A 19,368-nucleotide genomic window follows, 5' to 3' on the forward strand; every position below is an offset into this window, starting at 1 on the left:
ACGGACCCAGCAGTACCGCAGGACACCCAGACAGGCTCAGGACGAACCTGACAGAGAGGGAAGCGCCGACATGCCGACCTGCCCGAACGGACACCAGTCGGGTTCCGACGACTGGTGCGAGGTGTGCGGTCACCGCATGGCCGGTGCCGTACCTCCTCCGCCGCCCCCGCCGACCGCCGGCGGCGGCTACGGCTTCCCGCCGCCCGCGCCCGGCGCCCCGGCCGGCGGCCCCGGGGGCGGCCCCGGTGGCCGTCACCTCTCGGCCGTGCCGAACGGCTCCGAGGCGGAGCTGTGCCCGCAGTGCCGTACGCCCCGGGAGGGCGGTGCGCCGTTCTGCGAGGAGTGCCGCTGGAACTTCCTGACCAACACGGCCACCTCGTACACCCCGGCCGCGCCGCGTCCGCCAGCGCCCGGTGCGGGGCCGCCCACCTTCCGGCCGCCCGCCCCGCCGTCGTACGGCGGCAACACCGACTCGTACGAGTACCAGGGCTCGCGGCCCTCGCAGATGAACCGCCCCGCCGAGCCGATCCCCTCCTTCGGCAGCGAGCCCTCGGGCCCGACGCCGTTCGGGGGCGAACGCGGCGGCCGCCCGGCGGGCCCCCCGTCCCCTCCGGCGTTCGGCGGCGAACGCGGTCAGTCCGGTCCCCCGCCCTTCGGCGACGACCGCGGCCAGTCCGGCCCGCCCCCGTTCGGCGGCGAACGCGGCCAGTCCGGTCCCCCGGCCTACGGTGACCGCGGCCAGTCGGGCCCCCCGCCCTTCGGCGGTGAGCGCGGCCAGTCCGGTCCGCCTCCTTTCGGTGGCGAACGCGGGTCTTCGGCCTTCGGCGGCGGTCCGGGGCAGAACGCGGGCGGTCCCCCGCCGTTCGGCGGCGCGCCCGGCACCGGTCAGGCACCCGGCACCGGTCAGGCGTCCGGCCCCTACACCCGCGACCCGGCCGGAGGTCCCGCGGGCGGCCCCTTCGGCGGCGACCCGTCCCGGCCGCCGGTGCCGCCGCCCGGCGGTCCCGGTGCGACCACGGGTGGCGCTCCCGGCGCCTACCAGCAGTCCGCCCCGCCGGCCCCGCCCGGTTTCCCGCAGGAGACCCGGCCCCCGGCCGGCGGTCCGTCCTTCGGCGGCGGTGACGACGACTGGGTGATCTCCCCGCCGTCGGGCGGCCCCGGCGCCCCGGGCGCCCGCTCCGGCGGCTACGGCTACCCGCAGCCCGGTGCCACGCAGGCCCCGCCCGGCCCCGGTTTCCCGCAGGGCCCGGCGACCTGGACGGCGACGATCGGTCCGGACCGCGAGTACTTCATGGCGATGATGCAGCGCTCGGGCCCCGAGGCGGCCGGCCTCAACCTGCCCGCGTACTCCCCCGAGCAGCAGCGCACCCTCACCGGCAACCAGGTCACCATCGGCCGCCGCCGGCACTCCACCGGCGACACCCCCGACATCGACCTGTCGGTGCCGCCGGAGGACCCGGGCGTCTCGCACCAGCACGCGGTCCTCGTCCAGCAGCCGGACGGCAGCTGGGCGGTCGTCGACCAGAACTCGACGAACGGCACCACGGTGAACGGCGGCGAGGAACCGATCCAGCCCTTCGTCCCGGTGCCGTTGCAGGACGGCGACCGGGTGCACGTGGGCGCCTGGACGACGATCACCGTCCGCCAAGGCTGAGCCGGAGCGCCCCACAGGGGGGCGGGGACTGCGCGAAAGACCCCCACAGGGGGGCGGGGACTGCGCGAAGGACCCCCACACGGGGGCGGGGACTGCGCGAAGGACCCCCACACGGGGGCGGGGACTGCGCGAAGGACCCCCACACGGGGGCGGGGACTGCGCGAAGGACCCCGCCGGCGCGCAGCCGAAAGCAATGCTCAGGCCGGGAGCGGCCAGGCGAACGGCCCCTCCCGGTCGTCCAGCCACGCCCACTCCCCGTCCGCCTCCACGGTCACCCCGTACCGCTCCCGCCCCGGCCTGTCCTCCCCCACCCACACGGCATAGGCCTCCTCCGGCGCGAGCACGCCCCGGGTCAGCTCCGCCAGGAACTGGAACGACTCGTCCTCCAGGGCCCAGGTCGGCACCCCGCCCGCATCCCCCGCCCCGGCCCTCGCCAGCCCCCGCAAGGGCACGAAGAACGCCGCCGACGCGAGGAACCGTCCCTCGGCACTGCCCGTGCCCGCCACGGTCAGCGCCAGCAGCCCGGTGGACACCGGCGTGAGGATCCGCGCCCCCGCTCGGCACTGCTCGACCCACGCCCGTGGCACGCCCGGCAGCGCGCACGTCGCGATGATCCGGTCGTACGGCGCCCGTTCCGGCACCCCGCGTGCCCCGTCCCCCGTGACGACGGCCGGCCGGTACCCCGCCGAGGCCAGGTGCCGCCGTGCCGACTCGGCGATCTCCGGCTCCACGTCGACGGTCGTGACCAGGCCGTCGTCCCCCAGCCGGTGCGCCAGCAGCGCCGCGTTGTACCCGGTCCCCGCACCGATCTCCAGCACCCGGTCGCCGTCGGCGACCCGCAGCGCCACCAGCATCCGCGCCATCAGCGACGGCTGGCTGCTGGAGGACAGCAGCTCACCGTCGCGCAGCCGGGTGGCCAGCGGAACGTCCTCGTAGGCGCCCCGCACCCACCGCTCCCGCGCCGCCCGGTCGGGGCTCTCGCCCCAGCGGCGCTCGTACCCGCGGGCCCCGGCGACGTAGTAGTACGGCACGAACAGATGCCGGGGCACCGCCTCGAAGGCCGCCCGCCACACCGGGTCCGCCGCCCAGACCCGCTCGGCGTCGATCTCCCGCACCAGCTCGCCGCGGGCCACGGCGGCGAGCTCCTCGATACCGGCGGCGGTACCCGCGTCGTAGGCGCCCATACCCCAAGCCTAGGCACCCCCGGCGGTCCGGTCCTACGTCTCGAGTCCTGGGTCACCCCGTCTGAGACCATGTAGGGGTGACAGAGATTCGGCGCGGCACGCTTCAGGAGAAGTCCTTCTACGAGCAGGTCGGCGGGGAGGAGACGTTCCGCCGGCTGGTCCACCGTTTCTACGAGGGCGTCGCCGGGGACGAGCTGCTGCGGCCGATGTACCCGGAGGAGGATCTGGGCCCCGCGGAGGAACGGCTGACCCTGTTCCTCATCCAGTACTGGGGCGGCCCCACGACGTACAGCGACAACCGCGGCCACCCCCGGCTGCGGATGCGGCACGCCCCGTTCACGGTGGACCGGGCGGCGCACGACGCGTGGCTGAGGCACATGCGGGTGGCGGTGGACGAGCTGGGGCTCTCCGAGGAGCACCGGGAACAGCTCTGGAACTACCTGACCTACGCGGCCGCCTCGATGGTCAACGCCCCCGACTGACCCGCCGGGGAGCAGACGGAGCGGGGCGGATTCAGCGGACGCTGACGTCCAGCGCCCCGAGTCCCGCCCGGCGCACGGCGATCGACCCGAACGGTGTCCGCAGCCGCAGCCAGGCCCCGGCCGACAGCAGGACGACCTCGTCGGCGGTGTCCGGGCCGGCCGGATCCGCCGGGGACACGGCGGCCCGGCCGGTAGCGCCGGCCGGCCGCAGGAAGCCCAGCGACTGGGCGGCGTGCACGGCCCGCACCGGGAGTCCGGTGGTGCCCACGGTCCGGGACCAGATGTCCCGGCCGATCCGGTCGAGCGCGCCGCGGGTACGACCGTCCGGCGCCAACTCGGCCGTACGGGACCGGAATTCACCCACCGCGGCAGCCACGGTGGCACGCAGGTCCTGCGGCGCGGGCAGGCCGGGCTCCGGCCGCCAGCCGCTCCGCGGCGGCAGCACACCGGCCCACGGCGGCCCGGTCACGGACCCGGGCACGGCGGCCGTACCGGCCCGCTCGTCCACCGACTCCAGCAGTTCCCCCGCGGACACGGTCACGTCAAGGGTGACGTCGAGACCGTCCTCGTACGGCTTGGCCAGCCGCACCGCGCGGACCGCCAGCACCTCGAAGGACGGCGGCCGGCCGAAGACGGCCAGCGCGGTGCCGGCCGCCTGGAGGCGGACCGCGGCGGACCGGTCGTAGTGGAGCAGCCGGGAGAGGAAGGCCGCGAGGTCCGCCGCCTCCCCGTCGTCGGCCAGGTGGAGCTCCGTCATGCGGCGACGGCCTCCTCCTTGTCGTCGTCCCGGTACTCCGCCAGGAAGTCACGTTCCTCGGCGGTGAGCCGGCGCGGCCGGCCGGCCTCGAAGTCGAACGGCACGACCACCGTCGAGGCCCGGACGTAGACCAGCTCGTCGTCCTTCACCTCGTAGGTGACGGTGAAGGACGCGGCCCTGATCTCGGTGACCCACAGCTCGATGTCGACCGGGTGGTGCCGGTGGACGAGCTGCCGCTTGTAGTCGATCTCGTGGCGCGCCACCACCGACCCCTGCTTGAACTCCTTGTCCGGGCGGAACAGCCAGTCGATCCTGGCCTCCTCCAGGTAGCGGACGAAGACCGCGTTGTTGACGTGGCCGTACGCGTCCATGTCGGACCAGCGCAGGGGGCAGCGGTAGATGTGACGCAAGACCGATCAGCCCCGGGTCAGCTTCTTGTAGGTGGCGCGGTGCGGACGGGCGGCGTCCGGACCGAGCCGCTCGATCTTGTTCTTCTCGTACGACTCGAAGTTGCCCTCGAACCAGAACCACTTCGAGTCACCCTCGTAGGCGAGGATGTGCGTGGCGACCCGGTCCAGGAACCACCGGTCGTGGGAGACGACCACGGCCGCGCCCGGGAACTCCAGCAGCGCGTTCTCCAGGCTGCCGAGGGTCTCGACGTCGAGGTCGTTGGTCGGCTCGTCGAGGAGCAGCAGGTTGCCGCCCTGCTTGAGGGTGAGGGCCAGGTTCAGCCGGTTGCGCTCACCGCCGGAGAGGACGCCGGCCGGCTTCTGCTGGTCCGGGCCCTTGAACCCGAAGGCGGAGACGTAGGCGCGGCTCGGCATCTCGACCTGGCCGACGTTGATGTAGTCGAGCTCGTCGGAGACGACCGCCCACAGGGTCTTCTTCGGGTCGATGTTGGCGCGGCTCTGGTCGACGTACGAGATCTTGACGGTCTCGCCGACCTTGATGTCACCGGAGTCCGGGGTCTCGAGGCCCTGGATCATCTTGAAGAGGGTGGTCTTGCCGGCGCCGTTCGGGCCGATGACGCCGACGATGCCGTTACGGGGCAGCGTGAAGCTCAGGTCGTCGATCAGGACCTTGTCGCCGAAGCCCTTGCTGAGGTTGGTGACCTCGACGACGACGCTGCCGAGCCGCGGGCCCGGCGGGATCTGGATCTCCTCGAAGTCCAGCTTCCGCATCTTGTCGGCCTCGGCGGCCATCTCCTCGTACCGCGCGAGACGGGCCTTGGACTTGGCCTGCCGCCCCTTGGCGTTCGACCGGACCCACTCCAGCTCTTCCTTGAGCCGCTTCTGCCGCTTGGCGTCCTTCTGGCCCTCGACCTTGAGGCGGGTGGCCTTGGTCTCGAGGTACTTGGAGTAGTTGCCCTCGTAGCCGTGCAGGCGGCCGCGGTCGACCTCGCAGATCCAGCCGGCCACGTTGTCCAGGAAGTACCGGTCGTGGGTGACGGCGACGATGGTGCCGTCGTACTTGGCGAGGTGCTGCTCCAGCCAGTTCACGGACTCGGCGTCGAGGTGGTTGGTGGGCTCGTCGAGGAGCAGCAGGTCAGGGGCTTCGAGCAGCAGCTTGCAGAGCGCGACGCGGCGCTTCTCACCACCCGAGAGGTTGGTGACCGGCCAGTCGCCGGGCGGGCAGCCGAGGGCGTCCATGGCCTGCTCCAGCTGGGCGTCGAGGTCCCACGCGTTGGCGTGGTCCAGCTCCTCCTGGAGCTTGCCCATCTCGTCGAGCAGCGCGTCGGAGTAGTCGGTCGCCATCAGCTCGGCGATCTCGTTGAACCGGTCGAGCTTGCCCTTGACCTCGGCGACACCCTCCTGGACGTTCTCCAGGACGGTCTTGTCCTCGTTGAGCGGGGGCTCCTGGAGCAGGATCCCGACGGTGTATCCCGGCGACAGGAACGCGTCGCCGTTGGACGGCTGGTCCAGCCCCGCCATGATCTTCAGAATGGTCGACTTACCGGCACCGTTCGGGCCGACCACACCGATCTTCGCGCCGGGCAGGAAGTTCAGCGAAACGTCATCAAGGATCACCTTGTCGCCGATTGCCTTGCGCGTCTTGCGCATGGTGTAGATGTACTCAGCCAAGAGAAACCGTCCGGCAGCTTGAAATCAGGCAGTGGGCAGATACACCCCATCTTGCCTGACGTCCAGCCTCGGGTGTTAACCCGTTTGCTCCGGGGGCTGTGAGCTGGGGTTTCGCCAATGACAGCGGCTTGCCCGTCGTTCGCTGTCGGTAGCTGCCGAGTGACTTCGGGAAGCCTCGGACAGCCCAGGGACGGTCCTGGAAGCTGAGTCCTCCCCTGCTCCGGGGCTATCGTGCGGCTGTGACAAGCGCAGCGGACCGCCCGATCCTCTTCCTCGATGTCGACGGCCCGCTCATCCCGTTCGGTTCGTCGGGTGGTCCGCCGCGAGCCGCTGTTTCCGCCCCCTCCGCGTCTCTCGATCAGGGGAACCCGCTGCTCGATCGGCTGGATCCCGAAATCGGACCGCGCCTCCTGGCCCTGGGCTGCCATCTCGTGTGGGCCACGACATGGATGGAGGACGCGAACGAGGCGGTCGCACCGCGCCTGGGCCTGCCGAAGCTCCGCATGGTGGAGTGGCCGGACCCCGGCGCCGACGACGGCCCCCGCGGCCTGCACTGGAAGACCCGCCCTCTGGTCGAGTGGGCCGACGGTCGGCCGTTCATCTGGGTCGACGACGAGATCAGCGCCATGGACCGTGTCTGGGTCGCCGCGCAACACCCTGGGGCGTCGCTGCTCCATCGCGTCGACCCGACCAAGGGACTCGTGAACGCCGACTTCTCCGCACTCTCTGCTTGGCTCGACGCCGGGGCGCCGACTAGCGGTTGATCGGGATCTCGTACACGATCCCGCAGTGAGTCGCGGGCGCCACGATGTCCGCCGTCGCCACGGGCCGCCCTCGGTCGCTGCAGTAGGTCCGAGTAGATCCGCCAGAGTGGGTGACAAGCGCGGCCTTCTGGTGCCGAGGAGCGTTGCTTCCTCGGCGGTGACCTGTCGAGGCTCCGGCTGCTCCACGGCGTGACTGACGGTGATCCCGACGGCGGCCATGCGGTTCAAGACGCGGTCCGAGCGTGCGGGCCTCCCTCGGGGAGGATGACGAGGGTGCCGGGTGAGGTCGTAGCCCTCCCACGCGGAGAGCTGCACGGCCTGCAGTCGGCCAGGAATTGACACGAGGTCCGCATGTACAAATCGCCTTCGGCGACCCTCCACGAACGAGGCATCCGCCCTCGGATCGTCCGCAAGGGCATCGAGTCGTCAAAGCGCCTGGGCCGGCACCGCTGGGTGGTCGAGCGCACGGTGTCATGGCCGGCCGGGTGTCGTCACCTGCACCCACGATACGAGCGCAAGGCCGAGCACTTCCTGGCTTTCGTCGGCATAGCCGCCGCCCTCGTCGGCTACTGCCGACTCAGCAGCTGAGCCGACCCCAGCCCGCTCTGTCGGTGGCAAGCCATAAGGTGCACGCCGCGTCTCCGTAGAGGGGGTCCCCTGGGTTTTTCGGGTCAGCTGGTCTTTGCTCGTAGCCAGCGTCCGCTGCAGGAAGCACTCGCGTTCGACAGCATCAATCAGGAGCTGAAGGACACCGTGCATTCGTGGTGGCCGCGGCCGGGCGGTTGGCAGACCCTCCAGTTCGACCACGGACTATGGGAGGACGACTACCTGTCCGTCCTGGTCGGTTGGAGCGGCGCACCTGCCTGCGTCGCAGACGTCTCTGACAGCGACATCTCCCTCGTGACCGGGCTGGAATCCAACGGGCAGCACTGGCAGGCCTGGCTCAACCTGGACAACACTGCGGCATTCCTCACCGAGGAACCCGAGGATCTGGACGACGTGAGCTTGTGGGTAGGCACACCCGAGTTCAACGAGGCGGTGAGGAGCAAGCGCGCGGAGCTCGAAGTGAACGTTCCAGCCGCCGCTGAAGGCGCCCTCGCTTGGGCTGCAGCGGCTGGCATCCCAGCCACAGCGCAGCAGCCCCGGATCGAAGACCTACTCCGCTCGCGCGAGACCTTTACGGAGGACCTCTTCAGCGCGCTGCTGGACGAGTTGGGCTTTCCCCAGGCCACCCAGCCCTCACGAGAACCATAAGAAACGGCGTCTAAATATCTGAGCCGGATCACCGGTCGCAGAACAGGTCGGATGTCGCCTCCCCCTCCTACACCCATAGAAGACGCTGGCCCAAGCTGCAGATGGTCGACGCCGTCCAGAGCTGTTTGCGGTTGGAGACGACTGCCGTCGTAGAGGTCACCTGTGGATGACAAAGCAGCCCTGGGACTGGCGTGTTGTGAACTGAACCTGCCGCTGCCTGCAGCTCCACGACCTGCCGCCCTTGATCACCCTTGTAGATCTCTACATCGTGGTTCACCCGGCTTGGCCAGGGGAAAACTTCACGAAGTATCTCTGGATCAATACACGTCAAATTTTAATGTTGGCCACACAGAGAATGGTCGCGATAGAGAAGATGCTCGAATTTGGACTCAATCTTCTGTTCGGTGCAGTAGGCATCGTCGGCTTCGGTTTTGCCGTATGGCAATGGAAGCAGAGTGAGACGACGAGAAAAGTCATGAATAGGAGCCTGGAAGCCTTAGTGAGCAACGCACAGTTATACGAAATGTTGGCCGATTCTCAAGCGGGAGAGATGTTCGCAAGTCAGGTGCAGCGCCAATGTGCCGCACTGATATCGCAACCGGTTCAAGTGGGTCGATATTTTGTCCGATTCTTCCCCGGTGAAGAATCTTCATGTTGGCTCACGGAGCTTGGGCTTCCGCAAGTTGAACCCGGAGAGAGGGGAGCTTCTAGTCAGAGAATAACCTTATGGGGAAAGGCGTTGCGTGATGGTACGGACAAGCTTGTGTACGGTCCGCACGAGACCCTTCCTCTACGCGGGAGCTACCGAGTCGATTTCAGATTTGCAATAAAGGCGGGTCCGGACAACGAGATGTTTCGCCCCATGGTGAGGATAGACGTAAATGGAGCGGATTCCAGGCTGGCGGAAAAGGTTTTATTGGGGTCGCAAGTCTCCAACGAGTATGAATGGTATTCCCTCACTTTCCGCTACGCGGACATCAAGGAGAAATTGGAGTACAGAGTAGCGTTGCTCCAAAAAGACACCGAGGGGAAAATATATGATGTCATCGTGCGGTATTTAGGTGGTTGAGCGCGCGGGAAATGCGGTACGCCATGGCCTGACGTCCAGCCTCGGGTGTTAACCCGTTTGCTCCGGGGGCTGTGAGCTGGGGTTTCGTGGTGCGGGGCCGGGGCTGTCAGCGGGTTCTGCCGGGGTGGCCCCGGTGCGTGCGGGTGTGGGTCAGGGCGAGGGCGGTCGCCGCTGTCGCTCCGGCCAGGGCCGTGGCTCGGAAGGCGTGGGAGGAGCGCCAGGAGAGGATCGACCAGCGGGACTGGGCGGAGAGGACGGATCCCGTGCTCAGCCAGGAGCCCGCCGAGAGCAGGGACAGGGCCGAGCCGACGGAGGCCGCCGACAGGGCGCTGCCGATCGAGCCGATCGAGAGGGCCGAGCCGACCGAGCCGATGGAGAGCACGGAGCCGACCGAGCCGATCGACAGCACCGAGTCCTGCGACCACAGGGACAGGACGGAGCCCGAGGACGAGGCGCGAGAGGGGTTCGTCATGACGTCATCGTGCCCCGTGCCGTGACCCCGGTCAGTCGATTTGCTCGTTCTCCCGGCGGCGGAGGATCACCAGGACCGCGCCGCCGACGACCACCAGGCCGATGGCCACGCCCGTGATCACGCCGGTGGCGGAGTCGCCGCCGGTGGCGGCCAGGTTGACGTCGGCCGCGGTGCCGCCGACCGAGGCGGGGCTGGGTTCGCTCAGGGTCTGGGTGGTGAGGCCGGCGTCGGTGCTCTGCGTCTTGCAGTCGAAGACGCCGGTGAAGCGGCGTTCCAGGTCGTGGGGGCCCGTGATCGTGAAGTCGTAGGGCTGGTCCTCCTGGAGCGGCACGGTCACCGTCCGCCGGGCGCCCGCGGGGATCGTGTACTCGGTGCCCATCACCTCGAAGGTGAACGGCTTGTCCCCGGTGTTGGCCGCGGTGATGTCCAGGCCGCCCTTGGCGCAGTCCTTCTCGGCCGACAGCGCCGGTACGGCGCCCTCGTCCGCCCAGGTGGCGTTCGCCGTCGCGGCCACCGTGGACTCGCTGGAGCCCGCCAGGATCTGGGTCTGGCTGCGGCTCTCCGAGGTGAGGGCGCGGCCGACCGGCACGGTGGTGGACGCCTGGAGGGTCAGTTCGGCGGTGCCGTCCTGCGCGTCGTCGGGCACCTCGAAGTACAGCTGGGTGCCGTCCTCGGCGGTGGTGACGGGCTTGCCCGCCTTGTCGGTGATGCGTACGCCGCTGAGGGCCGCGTCGGCCGGCGGGACGACGGTGACGGAGCGCGCGTTGGTGTGGACCGTCACCGGGCCGAGCAGGTCGCCGGGCCGGCCGGAGACCGCGGGCGGGGAGAGGGTGAGGGAGGCCTGCGGTTCGTTCTGGCCGCCGGCGCTCTTCTCCAGGTAGTCGGCGAGCTTCTCGGCCTGCGGGTCGACGGCGTCGACGTCCGCTCCGTCCGAGTAGCGCCAGATCGCCACCTGGGTGCCCGCCGCCGCGTCCTGCTCGGTGAGGCTGCCGACCCCGGCCTTGCGGGCGAGCGCGGCGAGGTCGTTGACCTGCGGGTAGGAGTTCTGCAGGATCCAGCGGATGTTGCCGGCGTGCTTGTTGGCGCCCAGCGAGGTGCCGCTCCAGGACGTCTCGTGGTACTTGGCGTCCCGCTGGGTGGGGTTGTGCAGGTCGACGCAGTACGTCTGGAGCATGCCGCCGCCGTCCACGGACATCTCGAACAGGCCCGCGGCCACCTGCTCGTCGCCGCTGTCGCCGTGCACCACGGCCTCGCCGTAGGTCTTCAGGCCGTTCATGGTGGCGGACACACCGCTCTGGCTCTGCGTGGTCCCGTCGTCGGCCGCGGCCCGGCCGGCACCGGTCAGCACGGCGGCGGCCACCAGGCCGGACGCCAGTGTCACGGCGGCGAGGCGGGCCACGCCTCTCGCGGACCCGGCCGTACCGGAGTGCCTGGTGGACGCGCGGGGCGCCGAGGGACCAGAAAACGCAGCGAGCACAGAATTCCCCTTCGAGCAGGACCCGTTGGACGCGGGGGGTGGTCCCACCAGCAGAATCAGCGGCCCCAGGGGCCATGCCCGGCATCCTATGGATCAGCCGGACCGGCCTTTCGCGGTGAGATGGTCCGATGAGCGATCCGATCCGCAATCGTTATCGCGGGCGCGTGGACGATCGGGACTTGTCGACAAATCCGCTCGGTCGGCATGGAGGGTGCTGACGGGCGCATTCGCCGACAAGCCGTCAACGGGTGTTCAGGCGTGACCGGTTCGGGGCGGCGTGCGTGAACTCGACTTGTCGGGTGTTGGTTTCACGCCACCGGTACCGGTTCCGGCTGTTGCGTCGCCGGGGTGTCGGCGGGTGCCGCCGGTGTCTCCCAGTCCGGTTCCGGCCTCGGCGGTGCCGGGGCCGCCGTCTCCGGCCTGTTGGGGCGTCGGAAGGCCGTCGTACCGCGGGCCAGGTCGTGGCCGATCGCCACCGCGTCGATGTCGGCGGAGGTCCACTGCTGGCCTTCCCTGGTCTCGGTGCGCACCTTCAACCGCCCCTGTACGACGACCGGGTCGCCGACGGACAGCGAGGTCGCCGCGTTGGTGGCGAGCTGCCGGTTGGCCCACACCGTGAAGAAGTTGGTGTGGCCGTCCGTCCAGGTGTTCTTCTCGCGGTCCCAGTAGCGCGCGGTCACCGCCAGCCGGAAGCGCGCCGACGCCCCCGCCGCGAGCTCCCGGTACACCGGCTGCGTCGCCACGTTGCCCACCACGCAGATCGTCGTCTCGTTCATCAGGCACCCCTCCCTCGTCCGGCCACCGGGGCCGGGCGGGTCCGCGTACGGGCCCGTCCCGTACGGCTGTCCGTCGCGGCGGTCGCCGCGGGACTCACGGCGGATCCCGCGACACTCACGGTGATCGCCGCGGAACCAGAGTGCCGCCGCCGCGCCGGACCCGCCGAGGCCTGTGGACAGCCGTCCGGGCGGTGGAGAACCCCACCACCCGGACGAGTGACCCACGCCCCCGAACGACCTCACCCCACGCCCGCCCCCGTCCGCGTCACCCTCCCGTACTGCTCGCGCACCTCCTGGTAGCGCAGCAGCTCCGCCGCCACCGGATCCAGCACCCGGGCCCGTCCGCACCCGGCCGCCGCCTCCCGCAGCCGGCGTTCCGCGTCCAGGCCGTACCGCCGGGCCGGTCCCCGTGCCGCCATCCGGCAGCCCCACTCGACCAGCGGACCGCCGACGATCCCGGCGACCATCAGCAGCACCGGGACACCCAGGTTGGGTGCCGTCACCCCGGCGATCTGCGCCACCAGCCACAGCCCGCCGACCACCTGAAGGAGCGTCATCGACGCCTGCGCGAGCACCGCCACCGGCCACCAGCCCGGACGCGGGGGCCGGCCCGGCGGCAGCCCCGCCCGCTCGGCCAGTTCGTCGAGCGCCTCCGGCAGGCCCTGCGAGCCGCGTACGGCCGCCTCGCGCACCGCCTGCGCCCAGGGCGCCGGCAGTCCGGCCGAGGCGCTGTCGCAGACCGAGCGCACCGCCTGTTCGACGCGCTGGCGCGCGGTCGCCTCCTCCTCCGGAGGGGCCGGCTGGAGCCGCCCCGTGGGCGGTTCGCCGCGGCCCTGGCGCCAGCGCCACAGTCGCAGCCAGGGGGTGCCGCAGGCCCGGTTGGCGTTGCGCCGCCAGGCCCGTTCGGCGGCGTCCCCGGCGGCGGTGGCGCCGACCGCGTCCGCGAGCCGGGCGGCGAACTCCTCGCGGGCCTCCTCGGTGAGCCCGGCGCGGCGCCCGGTGGCGTAGACGGGCCGCAGCCGGGCCGCCGCGGCGTCCACGTCGGCCGCGACCCGCCGGGCCGCCGCGCCCCGCTCGGACACGAACTGGCCGAGCGCCTCCCGCAGTTCGCCGACGCCGTCGCCGGTGAGCGCGGACAGCGCGAGCACGGTCGCGCCCGGGTCGCCGTACTCGCCGAGCGCGACGCCGTCGTCGTCGAGGAGTCTGCGCAGGTCGTCCAGGACCTGGTCGGTGGCCTCGCCGGGGAGCCGGTCGGTCTGGTTGAGGACGATGAACATGACCTCCGCGTGGCCGGCCATGGGCCGCAGGTAGCGCTCGTGGAGGACGGCGTCGGCGTACTTCTCGGGGTCGACGACCCAGATCACCGCGTCGACCAGCTTCAGGATCCGGTCGACGTGTTCGCGGTGCTGGACGGCGGCCGAGTCGTGGTCGGGCAGGTCGATCAGGATCAGGCCGCGCAGAGCCGCGTCGGCCTCCGGGTTGTGCACGGGGCGGCGCCGCAGCCGGCCGGGGATGCCGAGCCGGTCGATGAGGGCCGCGCTGCCGTCGCTCCAACTGCACGCGATGGGGGCGGCGGTGGTGGGCCGTCGTACGCCGGTCTCCGAGATGGCCACGCCCGCGAGCGCGTTGAAGAGCTGCGACTTGCCGCTGCCGGTGGCGCCGGCGATGGCGACCACGGTGTGCTGGCCGGAGAGCCGGCGGCGGGCGGCCGCCTCGTCCAGGACCCGGCCGGCCTCGGCGAGGGTGTGGCTGTCGAGGCGGGTGCGGGAGAGGCCGACGAGTTCGCGCAGGGCGTCGAGGCGGGAGCGCAACGGGCCTTCGTACGCCAGCGGGACGGGGGTCGGGGCGCCCGGGCCCCGGGTCTCCGACACGGGGACGGCCGGTTTCGCGGTGACTTCGGTGCTCCGGCGGGCGATGAGACCGTCGTCCCAGGCGTCGTCCGCCGTGCCGCCGGCGGTGTCGGCCGGGGTGGTGCCGGAGTCGGCGTTCGGGGTGCCGTCGGTGCGCTCGCGTTGTTCCTTCACGCGCGCGTGCGGCACCCTGTCGGCCTCGGTGGCGATCTCGGCGAGGTCCGTGAGGTCCGCGTCCGGATCCACGTCCGCGTTCGCGTTCGCGCCCGCACCGGCGCCCACGCCCGCGCCCGTGCCCGCGGCCGGTTCGGCGCTGCCGCCGCCGTCCCGGGCCCGTGGAGCGACCGGCACGGCGTCCCGCGCGGGGCCACCGGCCCGGCCCTGGACGGAATCCCGGCCGAAGTCCCGGCCGAAGTCCCGGACCGAGTCCCCTCCGGTATCGCGGCGGGAGTCCCCGCCGGAGTCCGGCGCCGGCTCCGGCACGGGGCCGTCCGTCACGGCACGCTCCCTCGCGGCACGTTCCCTCACGACACGCTCTGTTGCCGCACGCTCCGCCGCGGCACGCTCCGTCGGCCCGCGCTCCGCAGGGACGCGGTCCTCCGTAGGACGGTTCCCCGTAGGACGGTTGCCCGTGGAGCGCTCCACCGTAGGACGACCCTCCGTAGGGCGACCCTCCGTAGGACGGCCCCCCGTAGGGCGGCCCCCCATGGAGCGTTCCCCAGCCGGGCGGTCCGCCTCGGAGCCCTCCGCTGCGGGGCCTTCCGTCGCGGAGCCTTCCGTCGCGGGGCCCTCCGTCGTGGAGTGCTCTGTCGTGGAGCCCTCGGCCATGGGACGGGCCCGTGCGGAGTCCGTTGCGGGCAGGCCGCTTTCGAAGTCGCTGGTGTAGTCACTGGTGTGATCCATGCGTTTCAGGTGATCCGTGTGGTCGTGGTCAGTGACGGCGGTCACCGGTCACCTCTCCTTCTGGAGGACGGACAGGGCAGCGATGAGTTCGGCCTGGGGTTCGGGATGGATGTCGAGGGCGTCGAGCGGGGCGAGGCGGCGCTCGCGTTCGATGTGCATGACGCGGTCCATGTGCTCGGTGAGCAGCCGTCCCGCGCGGTCGCGCAGCCGCAGCGCCCCGTGCGCGCCGATCCGCTCGCCGAGCCGCTCCCCCGCCGCCCGGGTGCGGCGCCCGCCCAGCAGCGCGGTGGCCACCAGGGCGGCGACGGCCTCGGAGTCGGGCGCGACGCTGCGGTCGAGTTCGCGCACCTCGTCCTCGGCGTACTCCTCCAACTCGCGCCGCCAGCGCCGGACGGCGAGACCGATGCGGTGCTCGGCGCTCTCCAGGGCGGGCTCGCGGTCGGTGAGCCCGGCGGCGCCGGAGGCGGGTTCGCGGCGCCACGCGTCGTCGATGCGTTCGTCGGCCGCGGTGACGGAACACAGCAGCAGCGCGGCGAGGCTCTCCACCAGCGCGTCGAGGAGTTCGCCGGGGGTGCAGTCGAGCGGGAAGGCGCGCCAGCGTTTGAGGGCGTCGCCGGCGAGGACGGCGCCGCTGTGCAGCCGGCCGCGCAGCCGCGCGTGTTCGCTGTCGTACGCCGCGTCGACGGCGCCGGTCAGGCGTAGCGCGGCGGCGTACTGGGCGGCGGCGGCACCGGCCAGTTCGGGCATCCGGGCCTTCAGGGAGTCGAGGACGCCGTGGGCGGTGCGGGCCAGGGTCTGCCGGCGGGCGCCGGGATCCTGCGCCTGGTGCACGAGCCACGCCCGCAGCGGGGCGACGGCGGTGGCCGGGAGCAGTCCGCCGCCCCAGGCCGACTCGGGCAGTTCGGGCACCGTGAACCGGGGTACGTCGCCGAGCCCGGCCTTGGTCAGCAGCGCGCCGTACTGCCGGGAGACCTCGGAGACGACCGTGTGCGGAACCCGGTCGAGGACGGTCACCAGGGTCGCGTCGTACTCCTTGGCGGTGCGCAGCAGGTGCCAGGGGACGGCGTCGGCGTAGCGCGCGGCGCTGGTCACCATCACCCAGACGTCGGCGGCGCACATGAGTTCCGCGGCGAGCACGCGGTTGCCCACGACCAGGGAGTCGATGTCGGGGGCGTCGAGGAGGGCGAGGCCGCGCGGAAGGCTGTCGGCGGTCTCGATGCGCAGCACGTGCCCGGGGTCCTCGGCGGGCAGGATGGGTTCGTCACCGGGTTCCCGGTGCGGTTCCCACACCCGGGTCAGGTCGGGCAGCACGCGCATCCCGCTGAACCAGTGGTGGTCTTCCGGATGGCAGACCAGAACCGGTGTCCGGGTGGTCGGGCGCAGTACGCCCGCCTCGCTGACCCGGCGCCCCACAAGGGAGTTGACGAGAGTCGACTTGCCGGCGCCGGTGGAGCCGCCCACGACGGCCAGAAGCGGCGCTTCGGGCTCTTTGAGGCGGGGCACCAGATAGTCGTCGAGTTGCGCGAGGAGTTCGTCGCGGTTGGCGCGCGCGCGTGCGGCCCCCGCCAGGGGCAGCGGGAAGCGTGCGGCCGCGACACGGTCGCGCAGGGCGGAAAGTGTGTCGAGCAGCTGAGGCCGTACGTCCAAGGTCACCACATGCGAAGAATGCCCAATTTTAGGGGAATTCTGAAGCATATAGACATGTCTGCGCGCCGATAGAACACAACGGACGGAAGGGACGACTGGGACGGAGGCACAGTCCAGGCATAACGAGTGCACAACACCCGGTGCGTCGGGCGCGAAAAGCGATGCACGATTCGTACCTGCCTGCGATTATCAGGACCGCTTCACCGAACCTCCACATTGAGCCACGGAGGCGAAGCAACAGGGACGAGGAGCGGGGAGTTCTATCCTTGTCCCCGGCAACGTGACGGACCCGCCCGCACCAGGGCGGTACGTACGAGGCCAGCACAGCCGGCCCCCGTAGCTCAGTGGATAGAGCAGGCGCCTTCTAAGCGCTTGGCCGCAGGTTCGAGTCCTGCCGGGGGCGCCCATCCGAGAGTCCTCCGTTTCCCGCTCTTCCCGCGAAACCGCAGGTCACATCCGCGTGTCCCGGATCGCGCCGCCCGTGGGCGCACGCGTCGCCGGCCTACCCGTCAGGTCGCGGGCCGTCCCGCCAAAAGGGCTGGTTGTCGACGGCGGCCGGGCCGCCGGCCAGAGGACGGCGGCCGGGCGGCCGGCCAGAGGGCGGCGGGCGGGCGGCCGGCTAGAGGGCGGCGGGCGGGCGGGCGGTCAGAGGGCGGCGGCCAGGTCCGGGAGGGGTGCCGCGGGTTCGCTCTCGTCGAGTTCGGCCCAGACCGTCTTGCCCTGCCGGGCGTGCCGGGTCCCCCAGCGTGCGGCGAGCCGCGCGACCAGCAGCAGACCGCGTCCGCCCTCGTCATAGGTGCGGGCCCGGCGCAGATGCGGGGTGGCACCGCCGGCGTCGGACACCTCGCACAGGAGTCCCCGGGCGTCCGCGTGACCCCGAGCGTCCGGACGCCTCGGTCCGGCCCGTGGCCCGGTGCGGATCAGGCGGAGCCGGATGGGGGGCCGGCCGTAGCGGACGGCGTTGGTGACCAGTTCGCTGACCACCAGCCCGGCGGCGAAACCGAGCTCCTCCAGTCCCCAGGCGGTGAGCTGCCGCGCGACGTCCGCGCGGGCCGGGCCGACGGCCGCCGGGTCGGGGTCCAGGTCCCAGACGGCGACCTGGCCGTCCCCGAGGGTGTGGGTGCGGGCCAGCAGCAACGCCACGTCGTCCCGGGGCCGGTCGGTGGGCAGCAGGGCGTCCAGCACCGTGTCGCAGGTGTCCTCCAGGGAGCCGGCGGGCCGTGCGAGGGCATCCCGCAGGCTGGCGAGGCCCTCGTCGACGTCGTGGCCGTGGGCTGCGATCAGGCCGTCGGTGTACAGGGCGAGCAGGCTGCCCTCGGGCAGTTCGGCCTCCACCGCCTCGAAGGGCAGCCCGCCCAGACCCAGCGGCGGCCCGGCCGGCAGGTCCAGCAGCGCGGCGATGCCGTCGCGGTCCAGCACGGTGGGCAGCACGTGCCCGGCGCGGGCGAGGCAGCAGCGGCCCGCCACCGGGTCGTAGACGGCGTACAGGCAGCTGGCGACGATGTCCCCGCAGGCCACCCGGTCCGGGTCGGCCGAGCCCTCCGAGGCCAGCCGGATCACCACGTCGTCCAGGTGCGTCAGCAGTTCGTCGGGCGGCAGGTCGAGGTCGGCGAGGGTGCGTACGGCCGTGCGCAGGCGGCCCATCGTGGCGGCGGCGTGGATGCCGTGGCCCACGACGTCACCGACGACCAGGGCGACCCGGGCGCCGGACAGCGGGATCACGTCGTACCAGTCGCCGCCCACCCCGGCCCGGGCGCCGGCCGGCAGGTAGCGGCAGGCGACCTCGACCGCCGACTGCTCCGCCGTACGGTGCGGGAGCAGGCTGCGCTGGAGGGTGAGGGCGGTGGCCCGGGCGTGCGTGTAGCGGCAGGCGTTGTCGACGGCCACCGCCGCCTTGGCCGCGATCTCCTGGGCGAGCAGCAGGTCCTCGTCGTCGTAGGGGTCGGGGTCGCGGTACCGGGAGAAGCGGGTCACGCCGAGCGTGGTGCCGCGCGCGCTCAGCGGCACGACCAGCCAGGACCGGGTCCCCCGGGTGTGCCGGGAGGACTGTCCGGTGGCCAGCGCACGGGCCTCCGGCGACCCGTCCGGGCAGCTGTGGACCCGGGCCCGGGCCTCGGCGGGGACCGGTCGCGCCGCCGCGGCCGCCGCTTCCGGGGCGCCGTCCGCCCGGGCCCCGCGGGCGAGCCTGCGCAGCAGGAAGGGCTCGGCCGTCGGGGTGTCGTGGCCGCGCAGCATGGCGTCGAGCAGGTCGACGGTGACCAGGTCGGCGAAGTGCTCGGCGGCGAGGTCCGCCAGTTCCTGGGTGGTACGGGTGATGTCCAGGGTGGTCCCGATGCGCAGCCCGGCGTCGTTGACCAGGGACAGCCGCCACTGCAGCCGGCGGTCCCGTTCCTCCTGGAAGGCGAGGACGCCCTGCTCGGAGGCGCGGTCGACGTATCCGGTGGCCATCGCGAGCAGCCGGCGCGAGACCGCGTCGATCAGTTCGGGGTCGTCCGTCAGCCGGGGCAGCTCGGCGAGGAAGCCGTCGAGGATGACGCCCTCGCCGAGCCGGTGCGCCCGCAGCATCGCGGTGACGGGGGTACCGCGCCGGGCCAGCCGGCGGGCCCGATCCACGTCGGACGGCGGCGGCTCCAGGGCGCCCGGGTCGGCGCCGCGGCCCAGTCCGGTGAGCACCCCGACGACGTGCTCGGTGATGTTCTCGGACGTCATCCGGGTGAGCTCCGCGTCCTGCCACAGCTCGGGGATCTCGGCGCGCAGGCACCGGGTGACGTCCGCGATCAGCTCGTCCGCCCGGGGGACGAGTTCACGGGCGACCCGGGAGAGGAACCCGTCGGCGGTGCCGTCCACACAGTCGACGGTACGCCCTGAGGGTCGCCCCCTCACCCGGCGGTGCCGGCCCGGAGCCTGAGCGGACCTGCGCCCGGCGCTGGGGAACTCGCGCCCGGCGGTACCGGCCTGGAGCCCTGCGGCGACTCGCGCCCGGAGGGGGGCCCGGCGC

15 protein-coding genes, 1 tRNA gene and 2 pseudogenes are annotated in these 19,368 nt (G+C 72.1%); 7 read left to right on the top strand and 11 right to left on the bottom strand.

The window, feature by feature from the left end; translation table 11 throughout:
- Positions 1 to 70: 70 nt before the first annotated feature.
- A complete protein-coding gene (locus tag MB828_RS18260; RefSeq protein WP_301649159.1) occupies positions 71 to 1,654 on the top strand; it encodes an FHA domain-containing protein in 1,584 nt (527 codons plus the stop codon).
- Between the two features lie 197 nt (positions 1,655 to 1,851).
- Here the strand turns inward: MB828_RS18260 and MB828_RS18265 are convergent, their stop codons facing one another.
- The gene (locus tag MB828_RS18265) at positions 1,852 to 2,838 is read right to left on the bottom strand and encodes a methyltransferase domain-containing protein (RefSeq protein ID WP_301649160.1); all 987 of its coding nucleotides are present in this window, start codon (positions 2,836 to 2,838) and stop codon (positions 1,852 to 1,854) included.
- A gap of 77 nt (positions 2,839 to 2,915) precedes the next feature.
- Here MB828_RS18265 and MB828_RS18270 point away from each other — a divergent pair, with 77 nt between their 5' ends.
- A complete protein-coding gene (locus MB828_RS18270) occupies positions 2,916 to 3,320 on the top strand; it encodes a globin (protein ID WP_301649161.1) in 405 nt (134 codons plus the stop codon).
- 31 nt (positions 3,321 to 3,351) lie between these two features.
- Here MB828_RS18270 and MB828_RS18275 read toward each other — a convergent pair whose 3' ends face one another.
- The 3 genes from MB828_RS18275 to ettA are packed head-to-tail and all read right to left on the bottom strand — an operon-like array spanning position 3,352 to position 6,158.
- Positions 3,352 to 4,077, bottom strand: a complete 726-nt coding sequence (locus MB828_RS18275) for a hypothetical protein (protein ID WP_301649162.1) — start codon at positions 4,075 to 4,077, stop codon at positions 3,352 to 3,354.
- On the bottom strand, positions 4,074 to 4,487 hold the full coding sequence (locus MB828_RS18280) for an acyl-CoA thioesterase (protein ID WP_046731534.1): 414 nt from the start codon (positions 4,485 to 4,487) through the stop codon (positions 4,074 to 4,076). Before MB828_RS18280 ends, MB828_RS18275 begins: the two co-directional genes overlap by 4 nt.
- Positions 4,488 to 4,493: 6 nt before the next feature.
- Positions 4,494 to 6,158, bottom strand: coding sequence for an energy-dependent translational throttle protein EttA (gene ettA, locus MB828_RS18285; RefSeq protein ID WP_133021866.1), 1,665 nt, complete (start codon positions 6,156 to 6,158; stop codon positions 4,494 to 4,496).
- A gap of 239 nt (positions 6,159 to 6,397) precedes the next feature.
- On the opposite strand from ettA, the gene MB828_RS18290 reads away from it, so the two are divergent.
- Positions 6,398 to 6,922, top strand: coding sequence for an HAD domain-containing protein (locus MB828_RS18290; RefSeq protein WP_301649163.1), 525 nt, complete (start codon positions 6,398 to 6,400; stop codon positions 6,920 to 6,922).
- Here the strand turns inward: MB828_RS18290 and MB828_RS18295 are convergent.
- Positions 6,912 to 7,296: pseudogene (locus MB828_RS18295) on the bottom strand (GntR family transcriptional regulator); the annotation flags it as partial. The gene MB828_RS18290 and the pseudogene MB828_RS18295 sit on opposite strands and share 11 nt — an antisense overlap.
- 10 nt (positions 7,297 to 7,306) lie before the next feature.
- Between MB828_RS18295 and MB828_RS18300 the strand changes: the two are divergent.
- From MB828_RS18300 to MB828_RS18310, 3 genes and pseudogenes are all read left to right on the top strand, one after another.
- Positions 7,307 to 7,510: pseudogene (locus MB828_RS18300) on the top strand (IS5/IS1182 family transposase); the annotation flags it as partial.
- Between the two features lie 165 nt (positions 7,511 to 7,675).
- The gene (locus tag MB828_RS18305) at positions 7,676 to 8,176 is read left to right on the top strand and encodes a hypothetical protein (protein WP_301649164.1); all 501 of its coding nucleotides are present in this window, start codon (positions 7,676 to 7,678) and stop codon (positions 8,174 to 8,176) included.
- Positions 8,177 to 8,417: 241 nt separating this feature from the next.
- Positions 8,418 to 9,245, top strand: a complete 828-nt coding sequence (locus tag MB828_RS18310; RefSeq protein ID WP_301649165.1) for a hypothetical protein — start codon at positions 8,418 to 8,420, stop codon at positions 9,243 to 9,245.
- Positions 9,246 to 9,351: 106 nt separating this feature from the next.
- Here the strand turns inward: MB828_RS18310 and MB828_RS18315 are convergent, their stop codons facing one another.
- From MB828_RS18315 to MB828_RS18335, 5 genes are all read right to left on the bottom strand, one after another.
- On the bottom strand, positions 9,352 to 9,717 hold the full coding sequence (locus MB828_RS18315; RefSeq protein WP_301649166.1) for a hypothetical protein: 366 nt from the start codon (positions 9,715 to 9,717) through the stop codon (positions 9,352 to 9,354).
- A gap of 31 nt (positions 9,718 to 9,748) precedes the next feature.
- A complete protein-coding gene (locus tag MB828_RS18320) occupies positions 9,749 to 11,098 on the bottom strand; it encodes a Cys-Gln thioester bond-forming surface protein (RefSeq protein WP_301649167.1) in 1,350 nt (449 codons plus the stop codon).
- A gap of 404 nt (positions 11,099 to 11,502) precedes the next feature.
- Positions 11,503 to 11,970 (bottom strand): single-stranded DNA-binding protein, encoded by a 468-nt coding sequence (locus tag MB828_RS18325; RefSeq protein ID WP_301649168.1) that lies wholly within the window; start codon positions 11,968 to 11,970, stop codon positions 11,503 to 11,505.
- Positions 11,971 to 12,209: 239 nt separating this feature from the next.
- Complete coding sequence (locus tag MB828_RS18330) at positions 12,210 to 14,318, bottom strand: YfjP family GTPase (RefSeq protein ID WP_301649169.1); 2,109 nt, start codon at positions 14,316 to 14,318, stop codon at positions 12,210 to 12,212.
- 453 nt (positions 14,319 to 14,771) lie between these two features.
- A complete protein-coding gene (locus MB828_RS18335; protein ID WP_133021862.1) occupies positions 14,772 to 16,379 on the bottom strand; it encodes a dynamin family protein in 1,608 nt (535 codons plus the stop codon).
- Between the two features lie 321 nt (positions 16,380 to 16,700).
- Here MB828_RS18335 and MB828_RS18340 point away from each other — a divergent pair.
- A tRNA-Arg gene (locus tag MB828_RS18340) sits at positions 16,701 to 16,773 on the top strand.
- A gap of 242 nt (positions 16,774 to 17,015) precedes the next feature.
- On the opposite strand, the gene MB828_RS18345 is transcribed toward MB828_RS18340, so the two are convergent.
- Positions 17,016 to 19,217: an ATP-binding SpoIIE family protein phosphatase gene (locus MB828_RS18345; protein ID WP_301649170.1), complete on the bottom strand. Its 2,202-nt coding sequence runs from the start codon at positions 19,215 to 19,217 to the stop codon at positions 17,016 to 17,018.
- Between the last annotated feature and the right edge of the window lie 151 nt (positions 19,218 to 19,368).

It is taken from the genome of Streptomyces arenae (assembly GCF_022343545.1).
Classification (GTDB): domain Bacteria; phylum Actinomycetota; class Actinomycetes; order Streptomycetales; family Streptomycetaceae; genus Streptomyces; species Streptomyces humi.

Excerpts from the sequence above, each read along its gene's own strand:
- MB828_RS18260 (WP_301649159.1), top strand. The coding sequence starts at position 71 with ATGCCGACCTGCCCGAACGGACACCAGTCGGGTTCCGACGACTGGTGC.
- MB828_RS18265 (WP_301649160.1), bottom strand. The coding sequence starts at position 2,838 with ATGGGCGCCTACGACGCGGGTACCGCCGCCGGTATCGAGGAGCTCGCC.
- MB828_RS18275 (WP_301649162.1), bottom strand. The coding sequence starts at position 4,077 with ATGACGGAGCTCCACCTGGCCGACGACGGGGAGGCGGCGGACCTCGCG.
- MB828_RS18315 (WP_301649166.1), bottom strand. The coding sequence starts at position 9,717 with ATGACGAACCCCTCTCGCGCCTCGTCCTCGGGCTCCGTCCTGTCCCTG.
- MB828_RS18325 (WP_301649168.1), bottom strand. The coding sequence starts at position 11,970 with ATGAACGAGACGACGATCTGCGTGGTGGGCAACGTGGCGACGCAGCCG.